24 protein-coding genes are annotated in these 22,548 nt (G+C 67.9%); 10 read left to right on the forward strand and 14 right to left on the reverse strand.

Translation table 11 applies throughout. The annotated features are described in order from the left end of the window. Positions 1 to 122: 122 nt before the first annotated feature. The gene (locus IE191_RS01205) at positions 123 to 1,529 is read right to left on the reverse strand and encodes a sensor histidine kinase (protein WP_191322511.1); all 1,407 of its coding nucleotides are present in this window, start codon (positions 1,527 to 1,529) and stop codon (positions 123 to 125) included. Further along, on the reverse strand, positions 1,519 to 2,199 hold the full coding sequence (locus IE191_RS01210; RefSeq protein ID WP_191322512.1) for a response regulator transcription factor: 681 nt from the start codon (positions 2,197 to 2,199) through the stop codon (positions 1,519 to 1,521). The genes IE191_RS01205 and IE191_RS01210 overlap by 11 nt, the downstream gene beginning before the upstream one ends. Before the next feature lie 66 nt (positions 2,200 to 2,265). Between IE191_RS01210 and IE191_RS01215 the strand changes: the two genes are divergently transcribed. Both IE191_RS01215 and IE191_RS01220 read left to right on the forward strand, forming a co-directional pair. Beyond that, positions 2,266 to 2,676, forward strand: a complete 411-nt coding sequence (locus tag IE191_RS01215; protein WP_191322513.1) for a group II truncated hemoglobin — start codon at positions 2,266 to 2,268, stop codon at positions 2,674 to 2,676. Between the two features lie 143 nt (positions 2,677 to 2,819). Beyond that, positions 2,820 to 2,981 (forward strand): hypothetical protein, encoded by a 162-nt coding sequence (locus IE191_RS01220; protein ID WP_191322514.1) that lies wholly within the window; start codon positions 2,820 to 2,822, stop codon positions 2,979 to 2,981. On the opposite strand, the gene pdxR is transcribed toward IE191_RS01220, so the two are convergent. Next, entirely contained in the window at positions 2,960 to 4,408 is a 1,449-nt protein-coding gene (pdxR, locus tag IE191_RS01225; RefSeq protein ID WP_191322515.1) for a MocR-like pyridoxine biosynthesis transcription factor PdxR, read from the reverse strand. The two genes, IE191_RS01220 and pdxR, sit on opposite strands and share 22 nt — an antisense overlap. A gap of 99 nt (positions 4,409 to 4,507) precedes the next feature. Here pdxR and IE191_RS01230 point away from each other — a divergent pair, with 99 nt between their 5' ends. Beyond that, positions 4,508 to 5,176 (forward strand): pyridoxamine 5'-phosphate oxidase family protein, encoded by a 669-nt coding sequence (locus IE191_RS01230; RefSeq protein WP_191322516.1) that lies wholly within the window; start codon positions 4,508 to 4,510, stop codon positions 5,174 to 5,176. On the opposite strand, the gene IE191_RS01235 is transcribed toward IE191_RS01230, so the two are convergent. The 9 genes from IE191_RS01235 to IE191_RS01275 form a co-directional block, all read right to left on the reverse strand. Next, on the reverse strand, positions 5,173 to 6,330 hold the full coding sequence (locus IE191_RS01235; protein WP_191322517.1) for a pyridoxal phosphate-dependent aminotransferase: 1,158 nt from the start codon (positions 6,328 to 6,330) through the stop codon (positions 5,173 to 5,175). The genes IE191_RS01230 and IE191_RS01235 overlap by 4 nt on opposite strands. Before the next feature lie 69 nt (positions 6,331 to 6,399). Further along, the gene (locus IE191_RS01240; RefSeq protein WP_191322518.1) at positions 6,400 to 6,864 is read right to left on the reverse strand and encodes an Lrp/AsnC family transcriptional regulator; all 465 of its coding nucleotides are present in this window, start codon (positions 6,862 to 6,864) and stop codon (positions 6,400 to 6,402) included. Positions 6,865 to 6,926: 62 nt separating this feature from the next. Continuing rightward, positions 6,927 to 7,616: a response regulator gene (locus tag IE191_RS01245; protein ID WP_191322519.1), complete on the reverse strand. Its 690-nt coding sequence runs from the start codon at positions 7,614 to 7,616 to the stop codon at positions 6,927 to 6,929. After that, on the reverse strand, positions 7,613 to 10,273 hold the full coding sequence (locus tag IE191_RS01250) for a DUF4118 domain-containing protein (RefSeq protein ID WP_444544235.1): 2,661 nt from the start codon (positions 10,271 to 10,273) through the stop codon (positions 7,613 to 7,615). The genes IE191_RS01245 and IE191_RS01250 overlap by 4 nt, the downstream gene beginning before the upstream one ends. Next, the gene (kdpC, locus tag IE191_RS01255; RefSeq protein ID WP_229815015.1) at positions 10,270 to 10,881 is read right to left on the reverse strand and encodes a potassium-transporting ATPase subunit KdpC; all 612 of its coding nucleotides are present in this window, start codon (positions 10,879 to 10,881) and stop codon (positions 10,270 to 10,272) included. The genes IE191_RS01250 and kdpC overlap by 4 nt, the downstream gene beginning before the upstream one ends. Before the next feature lie 12 nt (positions 10,882 to 10,893). Next, positions 10,894 to 12,891, reverse strand: coding sequence for a potassium-transporting ATPase subunit KdpB (kdpB, locus tag IE191_RS01260; RefSeq protein ID WP_191322683.1), 1,998 nt, complete (start codon positions 12,889 to 12,891; stop codon positions 10,894 to 10,896). A 43-nt stretch (positions 12,892 to 12,934) separates the two neighbouring features. Further along, positions 12,935 to 14,650: a potassium-transporting ATPase subunit KdpA gene (kdpA, locus tag IE191_RS01265; protein ID WP_191322521.1), complete on the reverse strand. Its 1,716-nt coding sequence runs from the start codon at positions 14,648 to 14,650 to the stop codon at positions 12,935 to 12,937. 13 nt (positions 14,651 to 14,663) lie between these two features. Continuing rightward, positions 14,664 to 14,753: a K(+)-transporting ATPase subunit F gene (kdpF, locus tag IE191_RS01270; protein WP_168555055.1), complete on the reverse strand. Its 90-nt coding sequence runs from the start codon at positions 14,751 to 14,753 to the stop codon at positions 14,664 to 14,666. A gap of 92 nt (positions 14,754 to 14,845) precedes the next feature. Next, complete coding sequence (locus IE191_RS01275) at positions 14,846 to 15,142, reverse strand: hypothetical protein (protein ID WP_191322522.1); 297 nt, start codon at positions 15,140 to 15,142, stop codon at positions 14,846 to 14,848. A gap of 176 nt (positions 15,143 to 15,318) precedes the next feature. Here IE191_RS01275 and IE191_RS01280 point away from each other — a divergent pair, with 176 nt between their 5' ends. Further along, positions 15,319 to 15,975: a DUF1826 domain-containing protein gene (locus IE191_RS01280; RefSeq protein WP_191322523.1), complete on the forward strand. Its 657-nt coding sequence runs from the start codon at positions 15,319 to 15,321 to the stop codon at positions 15,973 to 15,975. On the opposite strand, the gene IE191_RS01285 is transcribed toward IE191_RS01280, so the two are convergent. After that, a complete protein-coding gene (locus IE191_RS01285) occupies positions 15,951 to 16,919 on the reverse strand; it encodes a bile acid:sodium symporter family protein (protein ID WP_191322524.1) in 969 nt (322 codons plus the stop codon). The two genes, IE191_RS01280 and IE191_RS01285, sit on opposite strands and share 25 nt — an antisense overlap. A gap of 127 nt (positions 16,920 to 17,046) precedes the next feature. Here IE191_RS01285 and IE191_RS01290 point away from each other — a divergent pair, with 127 nt between their 5' ends. After that, the gene (locus IE191_RS01290; protein WP_191322525.1) at positions 17,047 to 17,892 is read left to right on the forward strand and encodes a LysR substrate-binding domain-containing protein; all 846 of its coding nucleotides are present in this window, start codon (positions 17,047 to 17,049) and stop codon (positions 17,890 to 17,892) included. Here the strand turns inward: IE191_RS01290 and IE191_RS01295 are convergent. Continuing rightward, positions 17,871 to 18,800 carry a LysR family transcriptional regulator gene (locus IE191_RS01295; RefSeq protein ID WP_191322526.1) on the reverse strand — a complete coding sequence of 310 codons (930 nt, stop codon included), beginning with the start codon at positions 18,798 to 18,800 and terminating at the stop codon, positions 17,871 to 17,873. The genes IE191_RS01290 and IE191_RS01295 overlap by 22 nt on opposite strands. 118 nt (positions 18,801 to 18,918) lie before the next feature. Between IE191_RS01295 and IE191_RS01300 the strand changes: the two genes are divergently transcribed. The 5 genes from IE191_RS01300 to aguB all read left to right on the forward strand — a co-directional run bounded on the left by IE191_RS01300 (position 18,919) and on the right by aguB (position 22,548). Beyond that, a complete protein-coding gene (locus tag IE191_RS01300; RefSeq protein WP_191322527.1) occupies positions 18,919 to 19,617 on the forward strand; it encodes a pirin family protein in 699 nt (232 codons plus the stop codon). A 91-nt stretch (positions 19,618 to 19,708) separates the two neighbouring features. Next, complete coding sequence (locus IE191_RS01305; RefSeq protein WP_191322528.1) at positions 19,709 to 20,152, forward strand: OsmC family protein; 444 nt, start codon at positions 19,709 to 19,711, stop codon at positions 20,150 to 20,152. Positions 20,153 to 20,195: 43 nt separating this feature from the next. After that, positions 20,196 to 20,507 (forward strand): hypothetical protein, encoded by a 312-nt coding sequence (locus IE191_RS01310; RefSeq protein WP_191322529.1) that lies wholly within the window; start codon positions 20,196 to 20,198, stop codon positions 20,505 to 20,507. A gap of 206 nt (positions 20,508 to 20,713) precedes the next feature. Next, positions 20,714 to 21,673 (forward strand): agmatine deiminase family protein, encoded by a 960-nt coding sequence (locus IE191_RS01315; RefSeq protein ID WP_229815016.1) that lies wholly within the window; start codon positions 20,714 to 20,716, stop codon positions 21,671 to 21,673. A gap of 11 nt (positions 21,674 to 21,684) precedes the next feature. Continuing rightward, on the forward strand, positions 21,685 to 22,548 hold the full coding sequence (aguB, locus tag IE191_RS01320; protein WP_191322531.1) for an N-carbamoylputrescine amidase: 864 nt from the start codon (positions 21,685 to 21,687) through the stop codon (positions 22,546 to 22,548).

Here is a 22,548-nt window from a genome sequence, read left to right on the forward strand (position 1 = left end):
CGCTTCGCATGCGCGAAGACCGGCACCGGCAGGCGCCAGAAACGTAAGAGAGCGCCGATGGTGCGGCGCCAACCGCCGGGTCCCTTGAACCTGCGGCGTGCGCCAAGCCAATGAAATGAATTTCACATTGCCGCGAGTGGGGCGCTGGATGCGCCAGCTCGGATGCAGGCGTTGAGGCCTGGCCGCGCCGGATCGGCCCGCGCCGGCTGCAAATCCAGCGTGAACTGGTGGAGGTGGACCACCGCCGCCACCACGCTCAGCCCCAGCCCCGAACCGGGCACGGCCGGCGATGCCGCGCCGCGATCGAAACGGCGCACCACGGCGTCGACCTGCTCTGGCGGGATACCCACGCCTTCATCGACCACCGCGATCACGGCTTCCCCGCCGCGCTGCGCCACCGTGAGCGTGACCGTGCCGCCGGGCGGGCTGAACTTGATGGCATTGTCCACCAGGTTGCTCATCGCCTCCACCATCAATTGCCCGTCGCAAACCAGCGACACGGCGGCAAGTTCGCCCGCCACCAGCGCCACGTCGCGCTCTTCGGCAAGCGGCGCATAGAGATCGATCACCACGCTGGCGAGTTCATCGATCCGGGTCGGGGCAAAGCCCTTGCGGCGATGGCCCGCCTCGATTTCGGAAATGCGCAAAAGCGCGGCGAAACGGGCCAACACCGTATCGAGATCCTCGATCGCGGCGGCGATGCGGTACCCTTCCGCCTCGGGCAGATCGGGGGCGCGGGCCGCGCGATAGAGCTGATTGCGCACGCGGGTGAGCGGGGTGCGCAGATCGTGGGCAATGGCGTCGGTGACGGACTTCACCTGCGCCATCGACCGTTCCACTTCGCCGACCATGTGGTTCACGGTATCGGCCAGCAGGTCCAGTTCGTCACCCCGTCCCTCGATCGGCATGCGGGCATCGAGGCGCCCACCGGCAATCTTGCCGGCCACCTGTTGCAGGCGGTCCACCCGGCGCAGCGGCCCCAGGCTGAGCGCCAGCCCCGACCCCAGCAGCAGCGGCATGACCACCAGGCCGCTGGCCAGCAGGATCGCCAGCACATGATCGCGCAAGTCGGTGATGATCGTGGAATCACGCCCGACCAGGATGATCGCCCCGCCCGGCGTGCGCTGCGCCAGGATATGCAGCGGCCCGCGCACATCCGGCCCATCGTCCCGCGCATAAGTGTGGCCAAGCCGCAAAGGCGGGCTGGCGCCGAGATCGCCCGCCACCCAGCGCCCGCCGGGTGAAATCAGGCCGACATGGCCCAGCGGATTGGTCCCGCGCTGCACCGCCGCATCCACCGCCATCGGCAGGTCCGCCTCGGGCACGGCCAACAGCCGGGCCATTTCGGTGCGCAGGATCAGGTCCACGCGCGTATCCAGTTCGCCTGCGGTCAGGCTGTAGACCATTGCCAGCACCAGCAGCACGCCCAGCACCGCAGCCCCGCCGAACATCACCGCCAGGCGGAACGTGCTGGTCTTGCGGATGGCGGAAAGCCGCGGCCAACTGGCCCAGGGCCATTCAGCCGGCATCGAAGCGATACCCCTCGCCCTTGACCGTCTCGATCAGGGACGGCCGCCCCGGCAGGTCGATCTTCTTGCGCAGGCGGGCGATATGCACGGCAATCAGGTTGGCGCCGGGATCGAAGTAATAGCCCCAGACTCGCTCGAAGATGATCTGGCGCGCCACGGTTTCCCCGGCGTTGCGCATCAGGAATTCCAGCAGGCGAAACTCCATGTGCAACAGCCGCACCGGCTCGCCATCCACACGCACTTCGCGGCGGATCAGGTCCATTTCCACCGGCCCGGCCACCAGCATGGCCGTGGCGCCGGTCATCTGGCGTTGCCGGCGCAACAGCACTTCCACGCGCATGGCCATCTCATTGGGCGCAAAAGGCTTGATCAGGTAATCGTCACCACCGGCGCGCAGGCCGGCGATGCGCTCGTCCACATCGCCCAGCGCGCTTATCATCAGCACCGGCAGCGTCAGGCCCGCCGCACGCAGCCGCGCCACCACCGACAACCCATCGAGCCCGGGCAACATGCGATCGAGCGTGATCGCGTCGAACGGCTCGCGCAGGGCCAGTTCCACGCCGCGCTCGCCGTCGCCGGCAGCACTGACTTCGTGCCCGTGGCCGCGCAATTCGGCCACGATTTCGCCGGCGGTGTCGGGGTCGTCCTCGATAACCAGAATGCGTGCCATGGTGGCGCCTTGTAATCGCGATCATGCCCGCTGGCCAGCGGGCGCGGGCAGGCCTATGGGCGCGGCATGAGCCATGCCCCGGAAAGCGAGTCCCCCGCCGCCGCGACGCCCTATGACGAACTGGGCGGTGAAGCGATGGTGCGGGCGTTCTGTGCGCGGTTCTATGCGCTGATGGACAGCCTGCCCGGCGCGCAGGCCTGCCGCGCGGTGCATCCCCCTTCGCTGGAGCGCGCGGAACAGCGGCTGTACGAATACCTGACCGGCTGGCTTGGCGGGCCTCCGCTCTACACGAGCCAATATGGCCATCCCCGCTTGCGCATGCGCCACATGGGCGCGTCGATCGGCCAGGCCGAGATCGAAGGCTGGCTGCTGTGCTTCCACGCCGCCTGGGCGGAATTTGTCCCGCCCTCGCCTCTGTCGACGGCTATTGTCGAGCGTGTCGAAGCGCTTGCCTGGCATATGGCGAACCGGAATTAACCATCGCGGCGAAAATGCAACGCAATTGTAAATTTGCTCGCCTAACGCTGTGTGCAGTGCAATAATAGCGATTGCAGCCAACGCTGCAAGATTCGCCAAACGTCCGCGTTTTTGCTGAAAATTTGGCGATCAGGAGCGTAGCCATGGACAATCCACCCAAGCTTTGGGCCATGCTGCTTTGCAGCATCGGGCGCCATGACCCAAATCGTGGCAAGCGCTATTACGAAGAGGGCACGGAATATGCGCCGTGCCGGCACTGCGGGCGCCCCTTGCGCCATCGCGGCTATCGCGACTGGCGGGCCTGAACCCCGCGCCCGCGTCGAACCGGCATCATCGCATCCAGCGCATCGACAAGGTGCTGGACCACATCAGGCAATGCTGTCGCCACGCCAATCAGCAGTCCCGCCCACGCCGGCCCCAGAAACAGCGGTGAGAGGGCGATAATGCCCAGGCCGTCGGCCTGGAGTTGGCGGGCGATGGCCTGATCGTCAGCGTTGGGCTGTGTGAACCAAAGCGCCAGTTGCAGACCCCCAGCGACCGGTCCGACCCTCCAGCGGCCTGCCGCACTCCGAGAAAGGCAGGCTGCCGCATCGACCATGCGTTCGTGATAGACCTTGCGCATGCGACGGATGTGCGCGTTGAGATGCCCTTCGCGCAGGAAATCGGCCATCGCCGCCTGGGTGTGGATCGGCACGGTCCCGCCCGAAAGGCGCACGGCGGCCTGCATCGGCGCCACCAGTCGCGGCGGCACCACCGCATAGGCCACGCGCAGGCCGGGCGCGAGAACCTTCGAAAAGGTGCCAAGATAGGCAACACAGCCTTGCTCATCGAGGCCTTGCAGACTGGCCAGAGGCCGCCCGGCATAATGGAATTCGCTGTCGTAATCGTCCTCCACCACCAGCGCGCCGCCTCGCGTGGCCCGGTCCAGCAGCGCGAGGCGGCGCGCCAGGCTCATGGCCGCGCCGGTGGGATACTGATGCGAGGGCGTGGCGTGGATCAGCCGCGGCACCGCCCCGCGCGGCGCGCGTGCCGGATCGATCCCCTCGCCATCGACCGGCACCGGCACCAGGCGGGCACCCGCCGCGCGCAACAGCGCCTGCGCCGTGGCATAGCCGGGCTCCTCCACCCAGGCTGTGTCGCCGGGTCGCAGCACCAGTTGCGCCAGTAGCGCCAGCGCAGCGGCGGTGGATGGCACGATCACCACTTGCGCCGGATCGGCGACCACGGCGCGGGTGCGGCGCACGTGATCGAGCACGGCTTCGCGCAACAGCGGCAGGCCCTGCTCGTCGGCATAGCCCAGGTCGTGAACTCGCAGCGCGCGGGCGCGGGCAGACAGGCATCGCGCCCAGACCGCGTGGGGAAAGGCATCGAGATCCGGCACGCCGGGCCGCAGCGGCAGGAACCGCGCCGGATCGGCAGGCGTGACCACTGCCGCCGATGGTGCCGGGCGATGCGCGCTGCTTCCCTCGGGCACAGGTGACAGCGGCGCCACGCGGGTAGCCGAACCGCGCGCGGCCCGCAGATAGCCTTCGGCGGCCAGGCGATCGTAACCCGCCACCACCGTGCTGCGCGCCAGCCCCAGCGCCTGCGCCAGGCTGCGGGTGGAAGGCAGGGGCGCGCCAGCCGGCAAGGCGCCGCTCAGGATGCGGGCACGAAAGGCGCGATAGACCTGCCCTTCCAGATCGCCCGCTGCGCGATCGAGCACCAGCCAGATAGTGGGTTCCTTGCTCATCGCGCCATCAAACTGGACTGATGCGATTCAGGCAAGTGGCTCTCATCAGCAAACCACTTCTCCGCCATGGTCTCGGCATCAACCCAAGAGACGAGAGCGATGAACCAGGAATTTCCCGTTACGCCGCGCAGCCGGGTGAGGCGCATGCACAACCGCGCCAGCCATGCCTGGGCCGATGTCCACGCCGTGCTCGATGCCGCGCCGCTGTGCCATGTGGGCTATGTGATCGATGGCGAACCCTATGTGACCCCCACGATTCACTGGCGAGAGGGCAACCGCCTGTTCTGGCACGGTTCCTCGGCCAGCCGCTTCCTGCGGCAGATCGAGGGGCAGCGCGTGTGCCTGACGGTCAGCCTGATGGATGGCTATGTCCTGGCGCGCTCGGCCTACAACCACTCGGTCAATTATCGCAGCGCCATGGTGTTCGGGCGCGCGCAGCGGATCACCGATGCACAAGCGAGCGCGGCCGCGCTGCGTGCCATGGTCGACAGCCTGTTTCCCGGCCGCTGGGACACGCTGCGCCCGATGACCGCGCAGGAAGCCAAGGCCAGCACCGTGGTGTGGATGGATATCGAGGAAGCCAGCGTCAAGGATCGCACCGGCCCGCCCGGCGATCCCGAAGATGCCCATGTGCCGGTCTGGGCCGGAGTGCTGCCGATGCATACCGCGCTGGCCGCGGCCGAAGCCGCGCCCGACATGCCGGAAGACCTTCCATTGCCGCCGGAACTGGGCGCCCTGATTGCTTCAGGCCGGCTGCGCGGCGCCTAAGCCTGGCTGACCACCCGCTCTACCGTATTGCAGAAGCGCTCCATTTCCGCAGGAGAGCCGATGGTGATGCGCGAGCGGGTGGGCCAGATCGGCCAGGAGCGGCCGATGGCAATGCCCTTGGCCTCGAACCCGGCCTTGATCGGCGCGGCGGGCTTGCCCCAATCGACCATCAGCATGTTGGCCGCGCTCGGCAACACCGTCAGCCCACGCTGGGCAAGGAAGGCGGCGGTCTTCTCGCGCGTCTGAGTATTCTGTTCGCGCCGCGCGGTGATCTGCTCCATCCGGCGCAGGCTGGCACTGGCACAGGCCAGCGCGGGCACCGGCAGTTGCAGCGTCTGGATCACGCCATCGTATTGCATCAGCCGGGCCTGAAGCTCGGGCCGGGCGATCGACAGCCCCATGCGCATCCCCGCCATGCCGAAGATCTTGGAAAAGGTGCGCAGGATGATCACGTTGCTGCCATTGCGCACCAGGTCCATGCCCGATGCTGCGTGGGAAAAGTGCAGATAGGCCTCGTCCAGCAACAGCACCGCATCCTTGGGCATGGCATTGGCCAGCCAGACGATATCCTCCATCGGCGTGAGCGAGCCGGTGGGGTTGTTGGGATTGCAGATGTAATAGAGGCCGGCCTGGGGATTGGCGGCGAGCATCGCGCGCACATCGTGGGCCTGGTCGCTGGCGCGCAGCGGCACCTTGGCCACCGGCGCGCCCACATAGCCGGCCACCATCCAGGCCACCTCGAATGTCGGATCGGCAGTCACCAGGCCGCGCTGCGGGCTGCAAAAGCCGACAACAGACCGCGCCAGCGGGCTGCCCGATCCGGCCCAGGGCACGACGTGATCGGCGCCGACGCGCTCCATCGTCGCCACCGTCTCGATCAGGGCATCGCGTTCGCCGGCGGGATCGTAATAGTTGCTGCGCGCCACGGCAGAACGCGCGGCGTCGGTGCCATCCTCGACCGGCCCTTCCCAATATTCGTTGCCGTTAAGGCGGATCGTGCCCGGCGCCACTTTCAGGCTGGGCGCAGCCGACGCGCTGGGGCCGCCCGGTGCGGCCAGCGCCCGCTCGCCAAGGGCCATGCTGCCGCCCAGAACCGCGGCAAGCTGGAACATCCGCCGGCGGTCGAGCGGCAGGGCAGACGAAAGGTCGGTCATGGCGGCAGGTTCCTTGGCGCTGGGCTACGCAATCGTGCGGCGCAAAGGTGCCGTGGCATGCCGGCGCGGTCAACCGGCGTGATGGAGCGGCAGGCTTTCGGCTGACTTCACCGTTTCCATGACGATCGAGGCGCAGACCACGTTCATCTCGATCCGCGCCACCAGGGCCTTGTAGACACGGTCATAGTCATCGACGCTCGGCAGCACGATACGCAGCAGATAATCGATGCTGCCGGTCAGGCGATAGACTTCCATCACTTCGGGAATCTGGGCCACGGCCTGGCGGAACTGCTCGGTCCAGGCCGCACTGTGGGTGCGCGCGCTGACCGTGACGAAGACGGTGGTGGGCAGACCCACCTTCGCCCGGTCGATCACCGCCACGTTGCGCTTGATATAGCCCGCCTCGCGCAAGTGGGCGATGCGACGCGAACAGGCTGAGGGCGACAAATGCACCCGCGCGCCCACTTCGGCCAGCGGCGTCTCACTGTCCCGTTGCAGAATATCGAGAATGGCGAGATCACGGGAATTGAGCACGGCGGGCACCTCCGCGTGGCCGGATGCACCATGCGCGGCATCGGCGCAAGCCACGTGCAGGATCAGCCCATGATCAGGCGATACCCCACTCCCGGCTCGTTACGGATCATGCTGCTTTCAACATCACCGTCTTCCAGCTTGCGCCGCACCCCGCGCACCGCCACGCGCAAGTATTCCACGTCATGCTCGTGCCCAGCGCCCCACACCGCACGCAGCAGTGCGGCATGCGACACAACGCGACCAGGATGGCGGCACAACTGCGCCAAAAAGCCGTATTCCTTGGGCGTGAGGTGCACTTCCATGCCATCGCGCAGCACGCGGCGAGCGGCAAGGTCCACAGTGATCGCCCCCACCTGCACCACTGGTTCCTCGGCCACGCGGCTCAGCCGGCTGCGCAGCGCGACACGCATGCGGGCGTGGACTTCCTCGGTATCGAAAGGCTTGGTGACATAGTCGTCTGCCCCCAGATCGAGCGCGGCGACTTTCTCCTCGGTCGCATCGCGCGCGGAAACGATTAGCAGCGCGGCGCCCGTAGCCTTGACCAGCGGGATCAGTTCCAGCCCGTCACGATCGGGCAGCCCCAGGTCGAGCAGCACGAGATCGGGCTTGTCGATCGCCAGCGCGGCGAGCGCGGCGCGGGCATCGGCGGCCTCGATCACGTCGTGCCCGGCGCGGGCCAGGCTGCCGCGCAGCAGGCGGCGGATGGCCGGTTCATCGTCCACGACCAGCACGCGGGTGGCCAAACTGTTCATTCGGGGCTTATCTTTCGCAACTGGCTTTCCGAGAAACGCAGGGTGAAGCGCGCGCCGGGGTGATCGGTGCGGTTGGTCGCGCTGACCGCGATCCCCATCGCCCGGGCAAACCCCTTGACGATGGCTAGACCCAGGCCTGTGCCGCCCTTGCGATCGGAGCCTTCCACCCTTGTGAAAACTTCAAATACGCGAAATTCCATGCCCGGTGGCAAGCCGGGCCCTTCGTCCAGCACCATCAGGTCCAGTCCTTCCGGGCGGCGCTTTGCCGAAAGGGTGATCGCGCCTTCCTCGCCGCCATGGCGCACTGCATTCTCGATCAGGTTGATCAGGCAATGGTGGAACAGGCGCGGATCGACCATGACCAGCGGCAGATCGGGTGCAATGTCCATGGTGACCGGGCGGGTGCCGAGCGTACGGCGCAAGTCGTGCACCGCGCTGGCAACGGCTTCGGCCAGGTCCACCGCCTCGGGCCGCAGGGGGATGGCACCCGCTTCGATCCGCACCATGTCGAGCAGGTTGGCGATGAACCGTTGCAGCCGTTCGGCCTCTGCCCGCGCGGTGGCGAGGATCGGTGCCTGGTCCGCATTGGCCGGGATCAGTTCGCGCAAGGTTCCGACCACGGCGGTGAGCGGTGTGCGCAGATCGTGGCTGATCGACGAGAGCAGCGCGGCGCGCAGCCGGTCACGCTCTTCCAACTGGCGCACGCCGGCCATGTCATGCTCCAGGCGGATGCGCTCCAGCGCCAGCCCGGCCTGATCGGCCAGGCTGCCGAGCAGCGGCAGGCGGTCGCTGCGCACCGGCGCCGTGGCGTCTCCCCGCGCCAAGCCGAGCACGGCGAGCGGCGCGCCACCGGCTGCCAGCGGGGTGAACAGCCATTCCGACGCGGTGAGCGTGCCCGAGCCGCGCCCGGCGGGCTGAGCACGATCGAACGCCCATTGCGCGGCGGCCAGGTCCAGCACTTCAAGCCGGTTCTCGGGCGGATAGGCCGCCGCAACGGTCATCTTGCCGCCATCGGGCAGCAGCAGCACGGCATGGGCATCAAGCAGTCGCGCTGCCTCGGCACAGAGCACCCGCCCCAGTTCTTCGGCCGTGGTCACACCGGTGAGCAGGCGCGCGAAGCCGGCCAGCGCCGCGCTGGTGCGCGCGCTGGCTCCGGCGAGCAGCGCCTGCTGGCGCAACCGCGCGGCCAACTGGCTGCTGACTGCTGCCACAGCCACCAGCACCAGCACGGTGATGATGTTCTGCGGATCGGCGATGGTGAACGTGCCCGTGGGCGGGATGAAAAAGAAGTTGTAGGCCAGCGAGGCGGCCAGCCCGGTGATCACCCCGGTGGCCAGGCCATAGCGCGTGGCCGCGAGCATCACCGGCAGGAAATAGAGCAGCGCCACATTGGTGATGGGCGCGGCGGCAAACAACAGGCGCCCGAGCGCGGTGACCAGCGCGGTGGCGGCCAGCGCCGGCACCAGTCCGCGCAGCGTGCCCCCCCAGGTGGCCATGTCCAGGGGCGGCTGCGCACGCGCGACGCGCGCGGCGGCGCCATGGGCCACCGGCACCTGTTGCAAGGCCAGATCGGGCAGGCGCCGCGCCAGCGTGTCCACCGTCAGGCGGCGTTGCCAGGCAAAGCGGCGCGGGCGTGGCGCCCCCACCACCACCAGCGTCGCGCGGGTATCGGCAGCGGCCTGAGCCAGACCTTCAACCACACCGGCGGCCGGCAGGGCCAATACCTGCCCGCCCAGTTGCGTGGCGAGGTGCATCGCTTCGGCCAGGCGGGCATTGGCCTGCGCGCCACGCTCACCCGGCGTCTCGATATGCACCGCCGTCCATGGCGCGCGCAGGGCATCGGCCAGGCGCCGCCCGGCGCGCACCACGTCGCTGGCGGCATCGTGACTGCCCACCGCCACCAGCACGCGATCGGCCGTGGCCCAGGTGCCCGCAAGCGCCTGCGCCCGCACGGCATCGAGCATCTGCGCATCGACCGCCTGCGCGGCACGGCGCAGCACGAGTTCGCGCAGCGCCGAAAGGTTGGAGCGCGAGAAGAAGTGGTGCAGCGCGCGCGCTGCCTCGTGCGGGACATAGACCTTGCCGGCACGCAAGCGCTCGATCAGTTCGTCGGGCGGGGTATCGACCACCTCGATCTCGGCGCGATCGAGCAGGCGATCGGGCACTGTCTCGCGCACCCGCACATGGGTGAACGAGGCGACAACGTCGTTGAGGCTTTCAAGATGCTGGATGTTGAGCGTGGACCAGACATCGATCCCGGCGGCGAGAATTTCCTCGACGTCCTGCCAGCGCTTGTCGTGGCGGCTGCCCGGCGCATTGGCATGGGCCAGTTCGTCCACCAGCACGAGCGCGGGCTTGCGCTCGAGAATGGCGTCGATGTCCATTTCCAGCAGGGTGTGGCCGCGATGGGCCACTTCCTTGCGCGGCAGCATCGGCAGCGGGCGCAGCCGCGCCTCGGTCTCCACGCGGCCATGAGTCTCGACAATGCCGACCACCACGTCCACGCCGGCGCGGGACTGGGCCAGCGCATCGTCGAGCATTTCGCAGGTCTTGCCAACGCCAGGCGCCGCCCCAAGGAAAACCTTGAGGCGGCCTGACCTTTCCTGCTCGGCAAGGCGCAGCAGGGCTTCGGGATCGGGGCGTGCGGGCGTCATCAATGCCCTTGTGCGCGCGACACCGTGGCTTCGTCCAGTGCCCGATTGAGCCGCAGCACATTGACGCGCGGTTCGCCCAGCAGGCCCAGCAAGGGCTGCTCGACCTGCGCCGTCACCAGCGCGCGGACCGTCTCGCGCGGGAGGCCACGGGCGGCGGCCACGCGGTCCACCTGGAAAAAGGCTGCCTCGGGGCTGATATGGGGATCAAGCCCCGAGGCAGAGGTGGTCACCAGGTCAGGCGGAACGGGAGAGCCTGGTGAAGTGGCGGCAATATCCTTGACCGCGCCGGCGACGCGATCGTGCAGGGCTTGGGACGAAGGCGCGAGGTTGGAGCCGGCCGAAGCCGAGGCATCGTATCCGGCGCTGCCCGCAGCCGACGGACGGCCGTGGAAATAGCGCGGGCTGGCAAAGCCTTGGCCGATTAGGTCAGACCCGATCACCTGGCCGTGTTCGGTCACCAGGCTGCCATTGGCGGCCCAGGGAAAGGCCACCTGGGCAATGCCGGTGATCGCGGCGGGATAGGCCAGGCCAAGCAGCCCGGCGAACAGCCCCGTCATCACCAGCGACGGACGGAGCGCCGCGACGAGTTCGCGATTGATTGCGGAAGTCATGGTCCAGTTTCCTCAGGCAAGATGCAGCGCGGCGACGACAAGGTCGATCGCCTTGATCCCGACGAATGGCGCGATCAGCCCGCCCATGCCGAAGATCGCGAGGTTGCGGGCGAGCAGTTGCCCTGCCCCCACCGGGCGATAGCGCACGCCCTTGAGCGCCAGCGGCACCAGCGCCGGGATGATCAGCGCGTTGAACATGATCGCCGACAGGATCGCGCTTTGCGGCGTGGCCAGGTGCATGACGTTGAGCACCGAAAGCTGCGGATAGAGCACCAGGAACATCGCCGGGATGATGGCGAAATACTTGGCGACGTCATTGGCCACCGAGAACGTGGTGAGCGCGCCGCGCGTCATCAGCAACTGCTTGCCCAGGCCCACGATCTCGATCAGCTTGGTCGGGTCGCTGTCCAGGTCCACCATGTTGCCGGCTTCGCGCGCGGCCTGGGTGCCGGTGTTCATCGCCACGCCCACGTCCGCCTGAGCCAGAGCGGGCGCGTCGTTGGTGCCATCGCCGCACATGGCCACCAGGCGGCCGCCCTGCTGCTCGCGCCGGATCAGCGCCAGCTTGTCTTCCGGCGTGGCTTCGGCCAGGAAATCATCCACCCCGGATTCAGCGGCGATTGCGGCGGCGGTGAGCGGGTTGTCCCCGGTGATCATCACCGTGCGGATGCCCATCTTGCGCAGTTCGGCAAAGCGATCGCGCACCCCGGCCTTGATCACATCCTTGAGCGCGACGATGCCCAGCAGCACCCCGTTTTCGGCCACGGCCAGCGGCGTCTGCCCCTGGCGCGCAACGTCTTCGGCAATGCGGCGCAACTCAGTGGCGGCGGTGCCGCGCGCGGCTTCGGGCACGCTGCGCAGGATCGCGTCGACCGCGCCCTTGGTCACGACATGGCCGGCGTTGTCCAGCCCGGAGATGCGCGTCTGCGCGGTGAACGGGATGACCTCGGCCCCGGCCGGCACTTCTGGCGCTTCAAGGCCATGGGCTTCCTGCGCCAGGCGCACGATCGAGCGGCCTTCGGGCGTCTCGTCGGCCAGGCTGGCGACCAGCGCAGCGCGGGCCAGCGTGACCGGCGAAGTGCCGTTGAGCGGCAGGAACTGGCTGGCCTGGCGATCGCCCACGGTGATCGTGCCGGTCTTGTCGAGCAGCAGCACGTCGATATCGCCCGCCGCTTCCACCGCGCGGCCCGACTTGGCGAGCACGTTGAACTGCACCAGGCGGTCCATCCCGGCAATGCCGATAGCCGAAAGCAGCGCGGCAATGGTCGTGGGGATCAGCGTGATCAGCAGCGCGGCAAGCACGGCGACGGGGATCTGTCCACCGGCATAGCGGGCAAAGGCCGGGATCGTGGCAACCGCGATCAGGAAGATTATCGTCAGGCCGACCAGCAGGATCGTCAGGGCGATCTCGTTGGGCGTCTTCTGGCGCTGCGCGCCTTCGACCAGCGCGATCATGCGGTCGAGAAAGCCCTGCCCGGCTTCCTGCGTCACGCGCACGGTGATCTCGTCAGACAGCACGCGGGTGCCGGCGGTGACGGCGCTGCGGTCACCACCCGCCTCGCGGATCACCGGCGCGCTTTCGCCGGTGATGGCCGCTTCGTTGACCGAGGCGACGCCGGCGATCACTTCGCCGTCGGCCGGGATCAGTTCGCCAGCGGCAACCATCACCACCGCACCCTTTTGCAGCGTGGCGGCAGAGACCTTGCTGCCATCGGGCAGGCGGGCGACCAGGTCTGACCGCGTGGCGCGCAGCGAAGCGGCCTGGGCGCGGCCGCGCCCTTCGGCCAGGCTTTCGGCAAAAGTGCCGAACAGCACCGTAAGCCACAGCCACACGATCAACTGGATCTGGAAGCCGAGCGACAGGCCGGTCTGGCCCACGAAGAGCAGCACGGTGAGCAGGAGTGCCACCACGGCCGTGGTGAACAGCACCGGATTGCGCACCAGTTGGGCCGGATGCAGCTTGCGCAGCGAGCCACCCAGGGCCGGAACGACCAGTTCGGCGGAGAACATCGAGGTAGGTTGGGACACGTCAGGTATCCTCAATAGAGCAGAGTCAGTAGAGCAGATTGGCAGCGCCGGTCAGATGATCGGCCACCGGGCCAAGCGCCAGCGACGGCAGGAAGGTGAGGCCACCCACGATCAGGATCGTGGCGACCAGCAGGCCGATCCAAAGGCCACCGGTGGTGGGGAACGAGCCGGGACCGGCCGGGGTCTGCTTGCGCGCAGCCAGGCTGCCCGCAATCGCCAGCACCGGGATCACGACCAGGAAGCGGCCGAGCCACATCGCCACGCCCAGCAGGCCGTTGTAGAACGGCGTGCCGGCGGTGAGCCCGGCAAAGGCCGACCCGTTGTTGGCCGTGGCCGAGGTGAAGGCATAGAGGATTTCCGAGAAGCCATGCGGCCCCTTGGCCAGCGGCCCGGCAAGGCCGGCGGGCAGGACCACGGCCACGGCCGTCAACCCCAGGATGCACAGCGGCAGGATGACGATGGCCAGCACGGCCAGCTTCACTTCGCGCGCCTCGATCTTCTTGCCCACGTATTCGGGCGTGCGACCCACCATCAGGCCCGCCAGGAACACCGCCAGCACGGCAAACAGCAGGAAGCCATAGATGCCCGAACCGACGCCGCCGATGACGATCTCGCCCAGTTGCATGTTGAACAGCGGGATCATGCCGCCCAGCGCGGTGAAGCTGTCATGCATGGCGTTGACCGCGCCGCAGGAAGCGGCCGTGGTGACGGTGGCGAACAAGGCGCTGGCCGCCGCGCCAAAGCGCACTTCCTTGCCTTCCATGTTGGCGCCCATCACGCCCAGGTGGTGCAGCATCGGGTTGCCGGCGGCTTCACGCCACCACACGATCGATGCACCGGCCACGAACAGCAGCAGCATGGCCCAGAGAATAGCCCAGCCCTGGCGCGTGTTGCCCACGGCCTTGCCGAACGTGTAGGTCAGGCCCGCACCCAGCGCGAAGATCGACAGCATCTGGACGAAATCGACCAGCGCCGTGGGATTTTCGAACGGATGGGCGGAGTTGGCGTTGAAGAACCCGCCACCGTTGGTGCCGAGCATCTTGATCGCTTCCTGCGACGCGACCGGGCCGACCACGATGGCTTGGTGCGCGCCTTCCAGCGTGGTGGCATTGACCAGGCTGGCAAAAGTCTGCGGCACGCCACTGGCGACCAGATAAAGGGCATAGACCACGCAGGCGGGCAGCAGCACATAGAGCGTGATGCGGGTGCAATCGGCCCAGAAGTTGCCCAGGTTGCTGGTCTGCGCGCGGGCAAAGCCACGGAACAGGGCAAAAGCCACGGCGATGCCGGTGGCGGCCGAAAGGAAGTTGTGGAGGGTCAGGCCGACCATCTGCGACAGGTTCGACAGCACCGTTTCACCGGCATACCACTGCCAGTTGGTGTTGGTGACGAAAGCAATCGCGGTGTTCATCGCGCCATCGGGCGAAATGCCGGGCAACCCGCGCGGGTTCATCGGCAAGACGCCCTGGAGCCGCAGGATGGCATAGGTGAAGACCACCGTAGCCACCTGGAACAGCATCAGGTGCAGCGCATATTGCCGCCAGTTCTGCTCCTGATCCGGGTTGACGCCGGCGAGGCGATAAAAGCCACGCTCCACCGGGCCAAGCACGCGGTGCAGCGGGGTCTGGCGCCCCTCATAGATGGCAAAGAGCCAAAGCCCGAAGGGCTTGGCCAGCAGCGCGACAAGCGCGGTAAAGACGAGGATCAGGCCAAAGCCCGAAACCAGGGTGGCGGATGTCATGGCTTGGCCCCCGTCAGAAGCGTTCGGGCCGCAGAAGCACGGCCACGAGATAGACAAGCAGGCCCGCCGCGACGAGCGCGGCGAGCGTTTCGGAGATGGTCATCGGAAGGGTTCCTCAGGCCTTGTCGCAAAGCGCGACGGCGGCGAGCGTGATGCCAAACAGGCCGGCAAGGATCGCCAGCCAGACAAGATCGGTCATTGGGCGCGATCCTTCTGCACCGTTTCCTGGTGCGAAAGCGGGAGCCAGGCGCGGGGCGGGCGCGGTTGCAGGCGGAACAAGCCCGCGCCACCCAAGCCCAGGCCAAGACCCGCCCACAGCGCGGCCACCAGCAGCAACGCCACCAGCAGCGCCAGCGGGCCGGGATGGCCATGCTCGGCATGCTCCACATGCGACAGGCCGCGCGCCAGCAACGGCACCGTAACCAGCGCGGCCAGGCCTGCGAGGCGCAGCCCCCAATCGCGTCCGCGCGACCCCACAGATCGATAGTTCATGATCAGCTCCTTGGCTGTGACACGGCGCCGATGTGGTCCCGATGGCCGTTAAGGTTCCACGGCGCGGTGGGCGGTGGGCATAAGGATTGCGTAAAGTTGCGGGGCACTTGACAGGCGGCGGATCGCGTCGGATGATATGTTGCAACGTTACATCAAATCGATCAAAGCGAGCCACGATGCTTTTGACCAACGCACCTGCCAGCCCTGACAAAGTCGTGCCGCCGCATCCGGCCATTGCCGCTGCGCCCTGCCAGGCCGTGCTGGCGCGCATTCACCAGCCAACCGTGCAACTCGCGCTATGGCAACGCCCGCGCCCGCTGGCGCTCGCCTGGCTCGATGGCGTGGACCTGGGGGAAATTGACGACATCGACGATTGGATCGAGGCGCCGTTTCGCACCCAGGACCTGGGCGAGCGCCTGCGTGCCGCCGGTTTTGCCGCAGCGCCGGCGACCGTGGCGCTGGCAGTGGAAATCGCGCGGCAGATGCGCGGGTTTGCGGCGCTGACCGACAGTCCACGCCTGCGCCTGCGGCTCGACGTGGTGGATACCGATGCCTGCCGCCGGTTTCACATGGATTATGTGAGCGTGCGGCTGATCATGCCGCTGGTTGGCCCCGGCACGCAATGGACACTGGCCCCCGGCGGCGCCGAGGCGCCGATCGGACAGATGCAGCCGGGCCAGGTCGGGCTGTTCAAGGGGCGGCTGGCGGTGGCCGAGCCGGCCGTGCTGCATCGCTCTCCGCCAATTGCCGGCACGGGGCAGCGCCGGCTGTTGCTGGTGCTGGACCCCTGCGACGGCGCTGGTGCGGATCAGGCTTCCGGGCGGGCGGCATAGCGCCGCGCCAGCGTGGCGCAGACGAACAACTGCGCCTGGTGGAACAGCATCAGCGGCAGGACGATCAGGCTGACCGCGTGGCCGGCAAACAGGATCGTGGCCATGGGAATGCCGCTGGCCATGCTTTTCTTCGACCCGCAGAACACGATGGTGATCTCGTCCTCGGTAGAAAAGCCCAGCTTGCGGCTGGCAAAAGTGGTCGCCGCGATCACGAGAGCCAGGATCACCAGGTTGAGCACCAGCACGATCAGCAGGTCGATCGGCGCCAGGCGGGTCCACACCCCGGCCACCATGCCCGCACTGAACGCGGCATAGACCACCAGCAGGATCGAGCCGCGATCGACGTAGCCGACCATTTTCTTGTAGCGTGCCAACCAGTTGCCGATGAACGGCCGCGCCACCTGGCCCGCCGCAAAGGGCAGCAGGATCTGCATCGCGATGCTTTCCAGCGCATGGGGCGAAAAGCCGCCGCTGGCCGAAGTGGGCAGCAGCAGCGCGGTAAGCACCGGGGTGAGCGCGACGCCGACGAGGTTGGACAGCGACGCGCTGCACAGCGCGGCGGGCACATTGCCCCGCGCGATCGAGGTGAAGGCGATCGACGATTGCACCGTGGACGGCAGCACGCAGAGGAACAGCAGGCCGACCGCGATATCGGGCGCGACGAAGCCGCCGATGGTGTGGACCACGGCCAGGCCGATCAGCGGAAACAGCAGGAAGGTGCTGAGGAACACCAGCAATTGCAGGCGCCAATGCGCCATCCCCTGCCAGATCGCCTGGGGTGCCAGCCGCGCGCCATAGAGGAAGAACAACAGCGCGACCGCGACCGTGACCGCCGCATCGGCCACTGCCACGCCGCTGCCATGGGCGGGAAACAGCGCCGCCAGGCCGATCGTGCCGATCAGCAGCAGCAAATAGGGGTCGATCAGGGTGCGCAGCTTGCCCATGGCATGGTCCTTGCCGAAAACGTGTGCTGGGCAGGTACGCTGTGCCACGGCCATGCACAATCATGATCATGACGATAACAGTCATTCACACCCTTGATAGCCGCTTGCGCTGTGGCATGATGGCGCGATGATCGGGCCAGACCTCTTGCGCGCCTTCGTCACCGTGGCGGAATGCGGCAGCTTCACCGGAGCGGCGCGCGTGCTCGGCACGCGGCAATCGACCGTGAGCCAGCAGATCCGCCGCCTGGAAGACCTCGCCGGGCGGCGCCTGCTGGCGCGGGACACGCACCGCGTGGCGCTCTCGGCCGAAGGGCAGGCGTTCCTGGACCACGCGCGGCGCGTGCTGGAGGCGCATGGCCGCATGGACGCGCATCTCTCCGGCCTGCGCCTGCGCGGGCAGTTGCGCTTTGGCGCCTGCGAGGATTTCGTGCTGTCGGCCCTGCCCGACGTGCTCTCGCAGTTTTCCCGCCGCCATCCCGATGTCGACGTGGCCCTGACCGTGGCCCTGAGCGAGACGCTCTATGACCGGTTCGAAGCCGGTGGGCTGGACATCATGTTCGTCAAGAAACGCTCCGGCGAGCGACGCGGGGTGACCGCCTGGCGCGAGACGGTCGGCTGGGTGGCGGCGCACGATTTCCGCCATGAGGATGGCGATGCCGTGCCGCTGCTGCTCTATCCCCCACCGAGCGTGACGCGCGCGCTGGCGCTCGACACGCTCGATCGCGCCAGGGTGCCGTGGCGCGTAGCCTTTACCAGCGGCTCGCTGAGCGGGCTGACAGCGGCGGCAAGGGCCGGGCTTGGCGTGATGCCCCACTCGCTGCGCCTGGTGCCGCAAGGAATGGCCCCGCTGCGCCCGCACGGCGTGCTGCCCGAACTGCCGGCGATCGAGTTTGCCGTGATCGGCCCCGGCGGGCACAATCTGGCGGCCGAAGCACTGACCGCCGCGATCCTTCACTGGGCAGCGGCGACCTGAGCCAAAGACCAGGGTGCGCGCGACAGGTGCCGCGCCAGAAAGTCGATCAGCACGCGCACCCGCGCCGGACGCTGGCTGCCGGGCGGCGTGACGAGGTGGAGCGCAATATCGGGCAATCGCCATTCCGGCATGACTTCCACCAGGCGGCCGGCGGCAAGGTCTTCCCACACCATGAAATCGGGTTGGAGTGCCAGTCCCTGCCCCGCCAGCAAGGCCGGCGCCAGGGCATCGGCGTTGTTGGCGCCCAGGCGGCCCTTGACGGTGACGACGTAATCCCCCTCCACCGCGTGGTGGAACCGCCAGACATCGGGCGCATCGAGATTGGTGTAGAGCAGCCCGGCATGGCGGGACAATTCGCGCGGATGGCTGGGTGTGCCATGCGCGGCGAGATAGGCGGGCGCGGCCACGAGCGGGCGGCGCACGGTGCACAGGCGGCGGGCGCGCAGCGAACTGTCGTCCAGCCCGGCGATGCGCAGCACTACGTCATGCCCGCCGCCGACCACGTCGACGCGCGCATCCGACAGATCGAGATCGAGCCCGACGTGGGGATATTCGGCCAAGAATTGCGGCAGCAGCGGCGCGACATGGCGCAGGCCGAAGCCCATCGGCACCGCCAGGCGCACCAGCCCGCGCGGCACGTCGCCTTCGGCCCCGGCCTGCGCTTCTGCCGCTTCGCCATCGGCGAGGATGCGGCGCGCCCGGTCGAGCACGCCTCTCCCGCTTTCGGTCAAGGCCAGGCGGCGGCTGGTGCGATGCAGCAGGGGCACGCCCAGCCGGGCCTCCAGCCGGGTGATCGCCTTGGACACCGTGGGCTTGGACAGGCCCAGCGCATCGGCCGCAGCGGCAAATGAGCCAGTGTCCACCACTTTGGCGAAGATCGCCCAGGCTTCCAGATCGGGCAAAGACATTATGCAATTTCCTTCACCGATGATTTTCCATCATTGCCATTTCTTTGCAAGCGAGAATGCCTAGATTGGCCCCAAGAGCTGAGCGGCCCGGAAGGCCGCCAGCGATCGGAGACAAGCCATGATCGAACTGCGCCCCTTTTCTGGCATCGGCCGCGCCAACCACGGCTGGCTGGACGCTGCCCATCACTTCTCGTTTGCCGACTACTATGATCCGGCCCGCATGGCGTGGGGCAACCTGCGCGTGTGGAACGATGATACCATCGCAGCCAAGAGCGGTTTTCCCCCGCACCCCCACCGCGACATGGAAATCATCACTTATGTGCGGGAAGGCGCGATCACCCACCGCGACAACCTGGGCAACCAGGGCCGCACCGCCGCTGGCGACGTGCAGGTGATGAGCGCCGGCACCGGGATCACCCATGCCGAATACAACCTGGAGGATGAAACCACCCGCATCTTCCAGATCTGGATCATGCCCACCCGCAGCGGCGAACAGCCGAGCTGGGGCGCCCGCCAGTTCCCCAAGGCGGAACGCGCTGGTGAACTGGTCGTGCTGGCCAGCGGCTATGCGCAGGACAAGGACGCCCTGCCGATCCGCACCGAAGCGCGCCTGGTGGCGGCGACGCTGCACGCCGGGCAGTGCGTGGACTATGTGCTGGGGGCCGAACGCAAGGGCTACCTGGTGCCGGCTACCGGCAAGGTCGCCGTCAATGGCGTGGAAGCCAATGCCCGCGATGGCCTGGCCATTGCCGATCTGGACACGATCACCATCACTGCGCTGGAAGACAGCGAAATCGTGCTGGTCGATACGCTCTGACCCCACCTGCCAAGGGCGGCTGCACGGCGCAGCAGCCGCCCTCCCCTGCCTTTCCGCCCGCGCCCGCCGATGCCCTGAAAGGTTCAAGGCCATGACCGACACTGCTCCCGCCCCCGCCCATCTGCCCCATGCCAGCGCCACCAGCACCGGGGCCGGCACGTTCCAGTCCCGCCTGGCGATCGGCGGGCGGGAGAATGAGGACGATATCCTGGCCGACGAACCGGTGGCGCTCGGCGGGCTGGGCACTGGCCCGACGCCCTATGACCTGCTTTGCGCGGCCCTGGCCACCTGCACCACGATGACGCTGCGCTTCTACGCCGGGCGCAAGGGTTGGGAGATCGGCGAAGTGCAGACCCACGTGCGCCATGCCCGCGCCGCCGGGCAAACTCCGCCCGACCAATTCGACCGCGTGATCACCCTCGATCCCACGCTGGACCCGGCGATCCGTGCCGAATTGCTGGCGATCGCCAATCGCTGCCCGGTGCACAAGACGCTGACCCAGGGCGCCACCGTTTCCACCGCGCTGGCGGATTGATCCACCCGGTCCGTTTCCCGCTGTTCGTGAAGGAGATTTTGCCATGTTGCCTGCTCCCTCCCTCTCCCGCCAGGATTGGCTGGCGGCCCATGTCGGCGCCCACGATGCCGAAACCATCGGCTGCCGCGCGCCCGCCGTTCCCGACCATGCCAAGACGCGCATGCAGCGCTGGATGACCCGCCTGTTCGGCGACAACGCCCCGGTGCCGCTCGCCGACCCGCGCCTGGAAGCGGTGCGCCGCTTTGCCTGCGCCACCCGCGCCGGCAGGACTCCCGATGGCCTGCTGATCGGCGAACTGCACCAGCGTGGCCTCGACGAGGCCGGACTGGCAGCGATTGCGCGCTTTGCCGCTTGAGTTGGGGTGAAGGCTTTTCATCGAAAGCGTGAAAAGACCGCGTTTGGCAGGTTGCCGCGCTTGCGCCATGATCCGTGTTGCCAGGGCGATACCGCCACGGCATCCAGCATCAGCAAGCGAGCAACCCCATGCGACTGGACCTGTCGCCCTACCTTGCGCAAAAATTCCTCATGCCAGCGGAAACCGAGCCGCATTCCGCATGCTGGATGGCCTGGCCGGTTCGGACCGAGCTGTGGCGCCACCGGCTGGCTGCCGCGCAGGCCGATTTCGCCCTGGTGGCGCGGACCATCGCCCGGCACGAACCGGTCATCATGGTCTGCCGCGCGCAGGATGAAGCCGCTGTGCGCGCCCAGTGCGGCCCCGATGTCACCCCGTTCGTGGCGCCGATCGACGATAGCTGGATGCGCGATTCCGGGCCGACGTTCGTGCGCGGCACCAAGGGCGGCCTGGCCGTGGTCAACTGGGCGTTCAACGCCTGGGGGCATAAATACCATCCCTATGCCGCCGATGCCGCGCTCAAGCGGCACCTGGCGGAGCATCTCGGCCTGCCGCTGGTCACCTGCCCGTTGACGGCCGAAGGCGGCGCGATCCTCTCTGACGGGGAAGGCACGGTTATCACCACCGAAAGCTGCCTGCTTCATGCCAATCGCAATCTGGGGCTAACCCGCGCGCAGGTGGAGGCGGAACTCTGCGCCGCGCTGGGGGCACAAACCGTGGTCTGGCTGCCCGGCGATGCCGGCGAAGTGGAAACCGATGGCCATGTCGATTGCCTGGCCGCAATCGTGCGACCGGGCGTGGTGATGATGGAAGACCCCGCAACCGCGCAAGGTCCGCGTGCGCGGACGCTGGCAGCCAATCGCGCCGCCCTGCTGGCCCAGCGCGATACCAAGGGACGCACCTTCACCATCGTGGACCTGCCGGCCGCGCCGGTGATCGACCCGGCCGACGCGCGGCACCAGCCATCCTATGTGAACTTCTATATCGCCAATGGCGCAGTGATCATGCCCGGCCATGGCGTGCCGCAGGATGCCGCCGCGCGTGCTGCGGTGGTAGCCGCCTTCCCAGACCGCGAGGTGGTGCAATTGCCCTTGCCCGCGCTGCCCTATGGCGGCGGGTCGATCCATTGCATCACCCAGCACCAGCCCGCGCCCCACTTTACCGCTTGAGGAGCACGCCCATGCGCCCCGTGACCGTTGCCGCCACCCAGTTTGCCTGCACCTGGGATCTTGCCGCCAACCTGGACCGTGCCGAAAGCCTGGTGCGCGAGGCGGCGGCCCGTGGCGCGCAAGTCATCCTGTTGCAGGAACTGTTCGAGACGCCCTATTTCTGCGCCGACGAGCGCCCCGGCCACTTTGCGCTGGGCCGCCCCTGGGGCGGGCATCCGGTGATCGCGCGCTTTGCCGATCTGGCGGCGGAGCTGGGCGTGGTGCTGCCGATCAGCTTTTTCGAGCAGGTGGGATCGACCCATTTCAATTCCCTGGCGATGATCGACGCCGACGGTTCGGAGCTGGGCCTCTATCGCAAGAGCCACATTCCGCAGGGGCCGGGCTATCGCGAGAAATACTTTTTCGCGCCCGGCGACACCGGCTTCCAGACCTGGGACACCGCGTTTGGCCGGATCGGCGCCGGCATCTGCTGGGATCAGTGGTTTCCCGAATGCGCCCGCGCGCTGGCGCTGCAAGGGGCCGAACTGATCCTTTATCCCACCGCGATCGGCAGCGAGCCGGCCTTTCCCGGCTATGACAGCCAGCCCCACTGGCAGCGCGTGATGCAAGGGCATGCCGGGGCCAACATGGTGCCGGTGATCGCCGCCAACCGCGTGGGCTTTGAACGCAACGAGGATGGCGACATCATGTTCTATGGCTCGTCATTCATCGCCGACCAGTTCGGCGCCGTGGTCGCCCAGGCCGGACGCGAGGAGGAAGCGGTGATCACCGCCACGTTCGATCTCGATGAAATCGCCCCGCAACGCGCGAGTTGGGGCCTGTTCCGCGACCGCCGCCCCGAGCTTTATGGCGTGATCGGCAGCCACGGCGGCTGA

It is taken from the genome of Novosphingobium pokkalii, assembly GCF_014652855.1.
GTDB lineage: Bacteria > Pseudomonadota > Alphaproteobacteria > Sphingomonadales > Sphingomonadaceae > Novosphingobium > Novosphingobium pokkalii.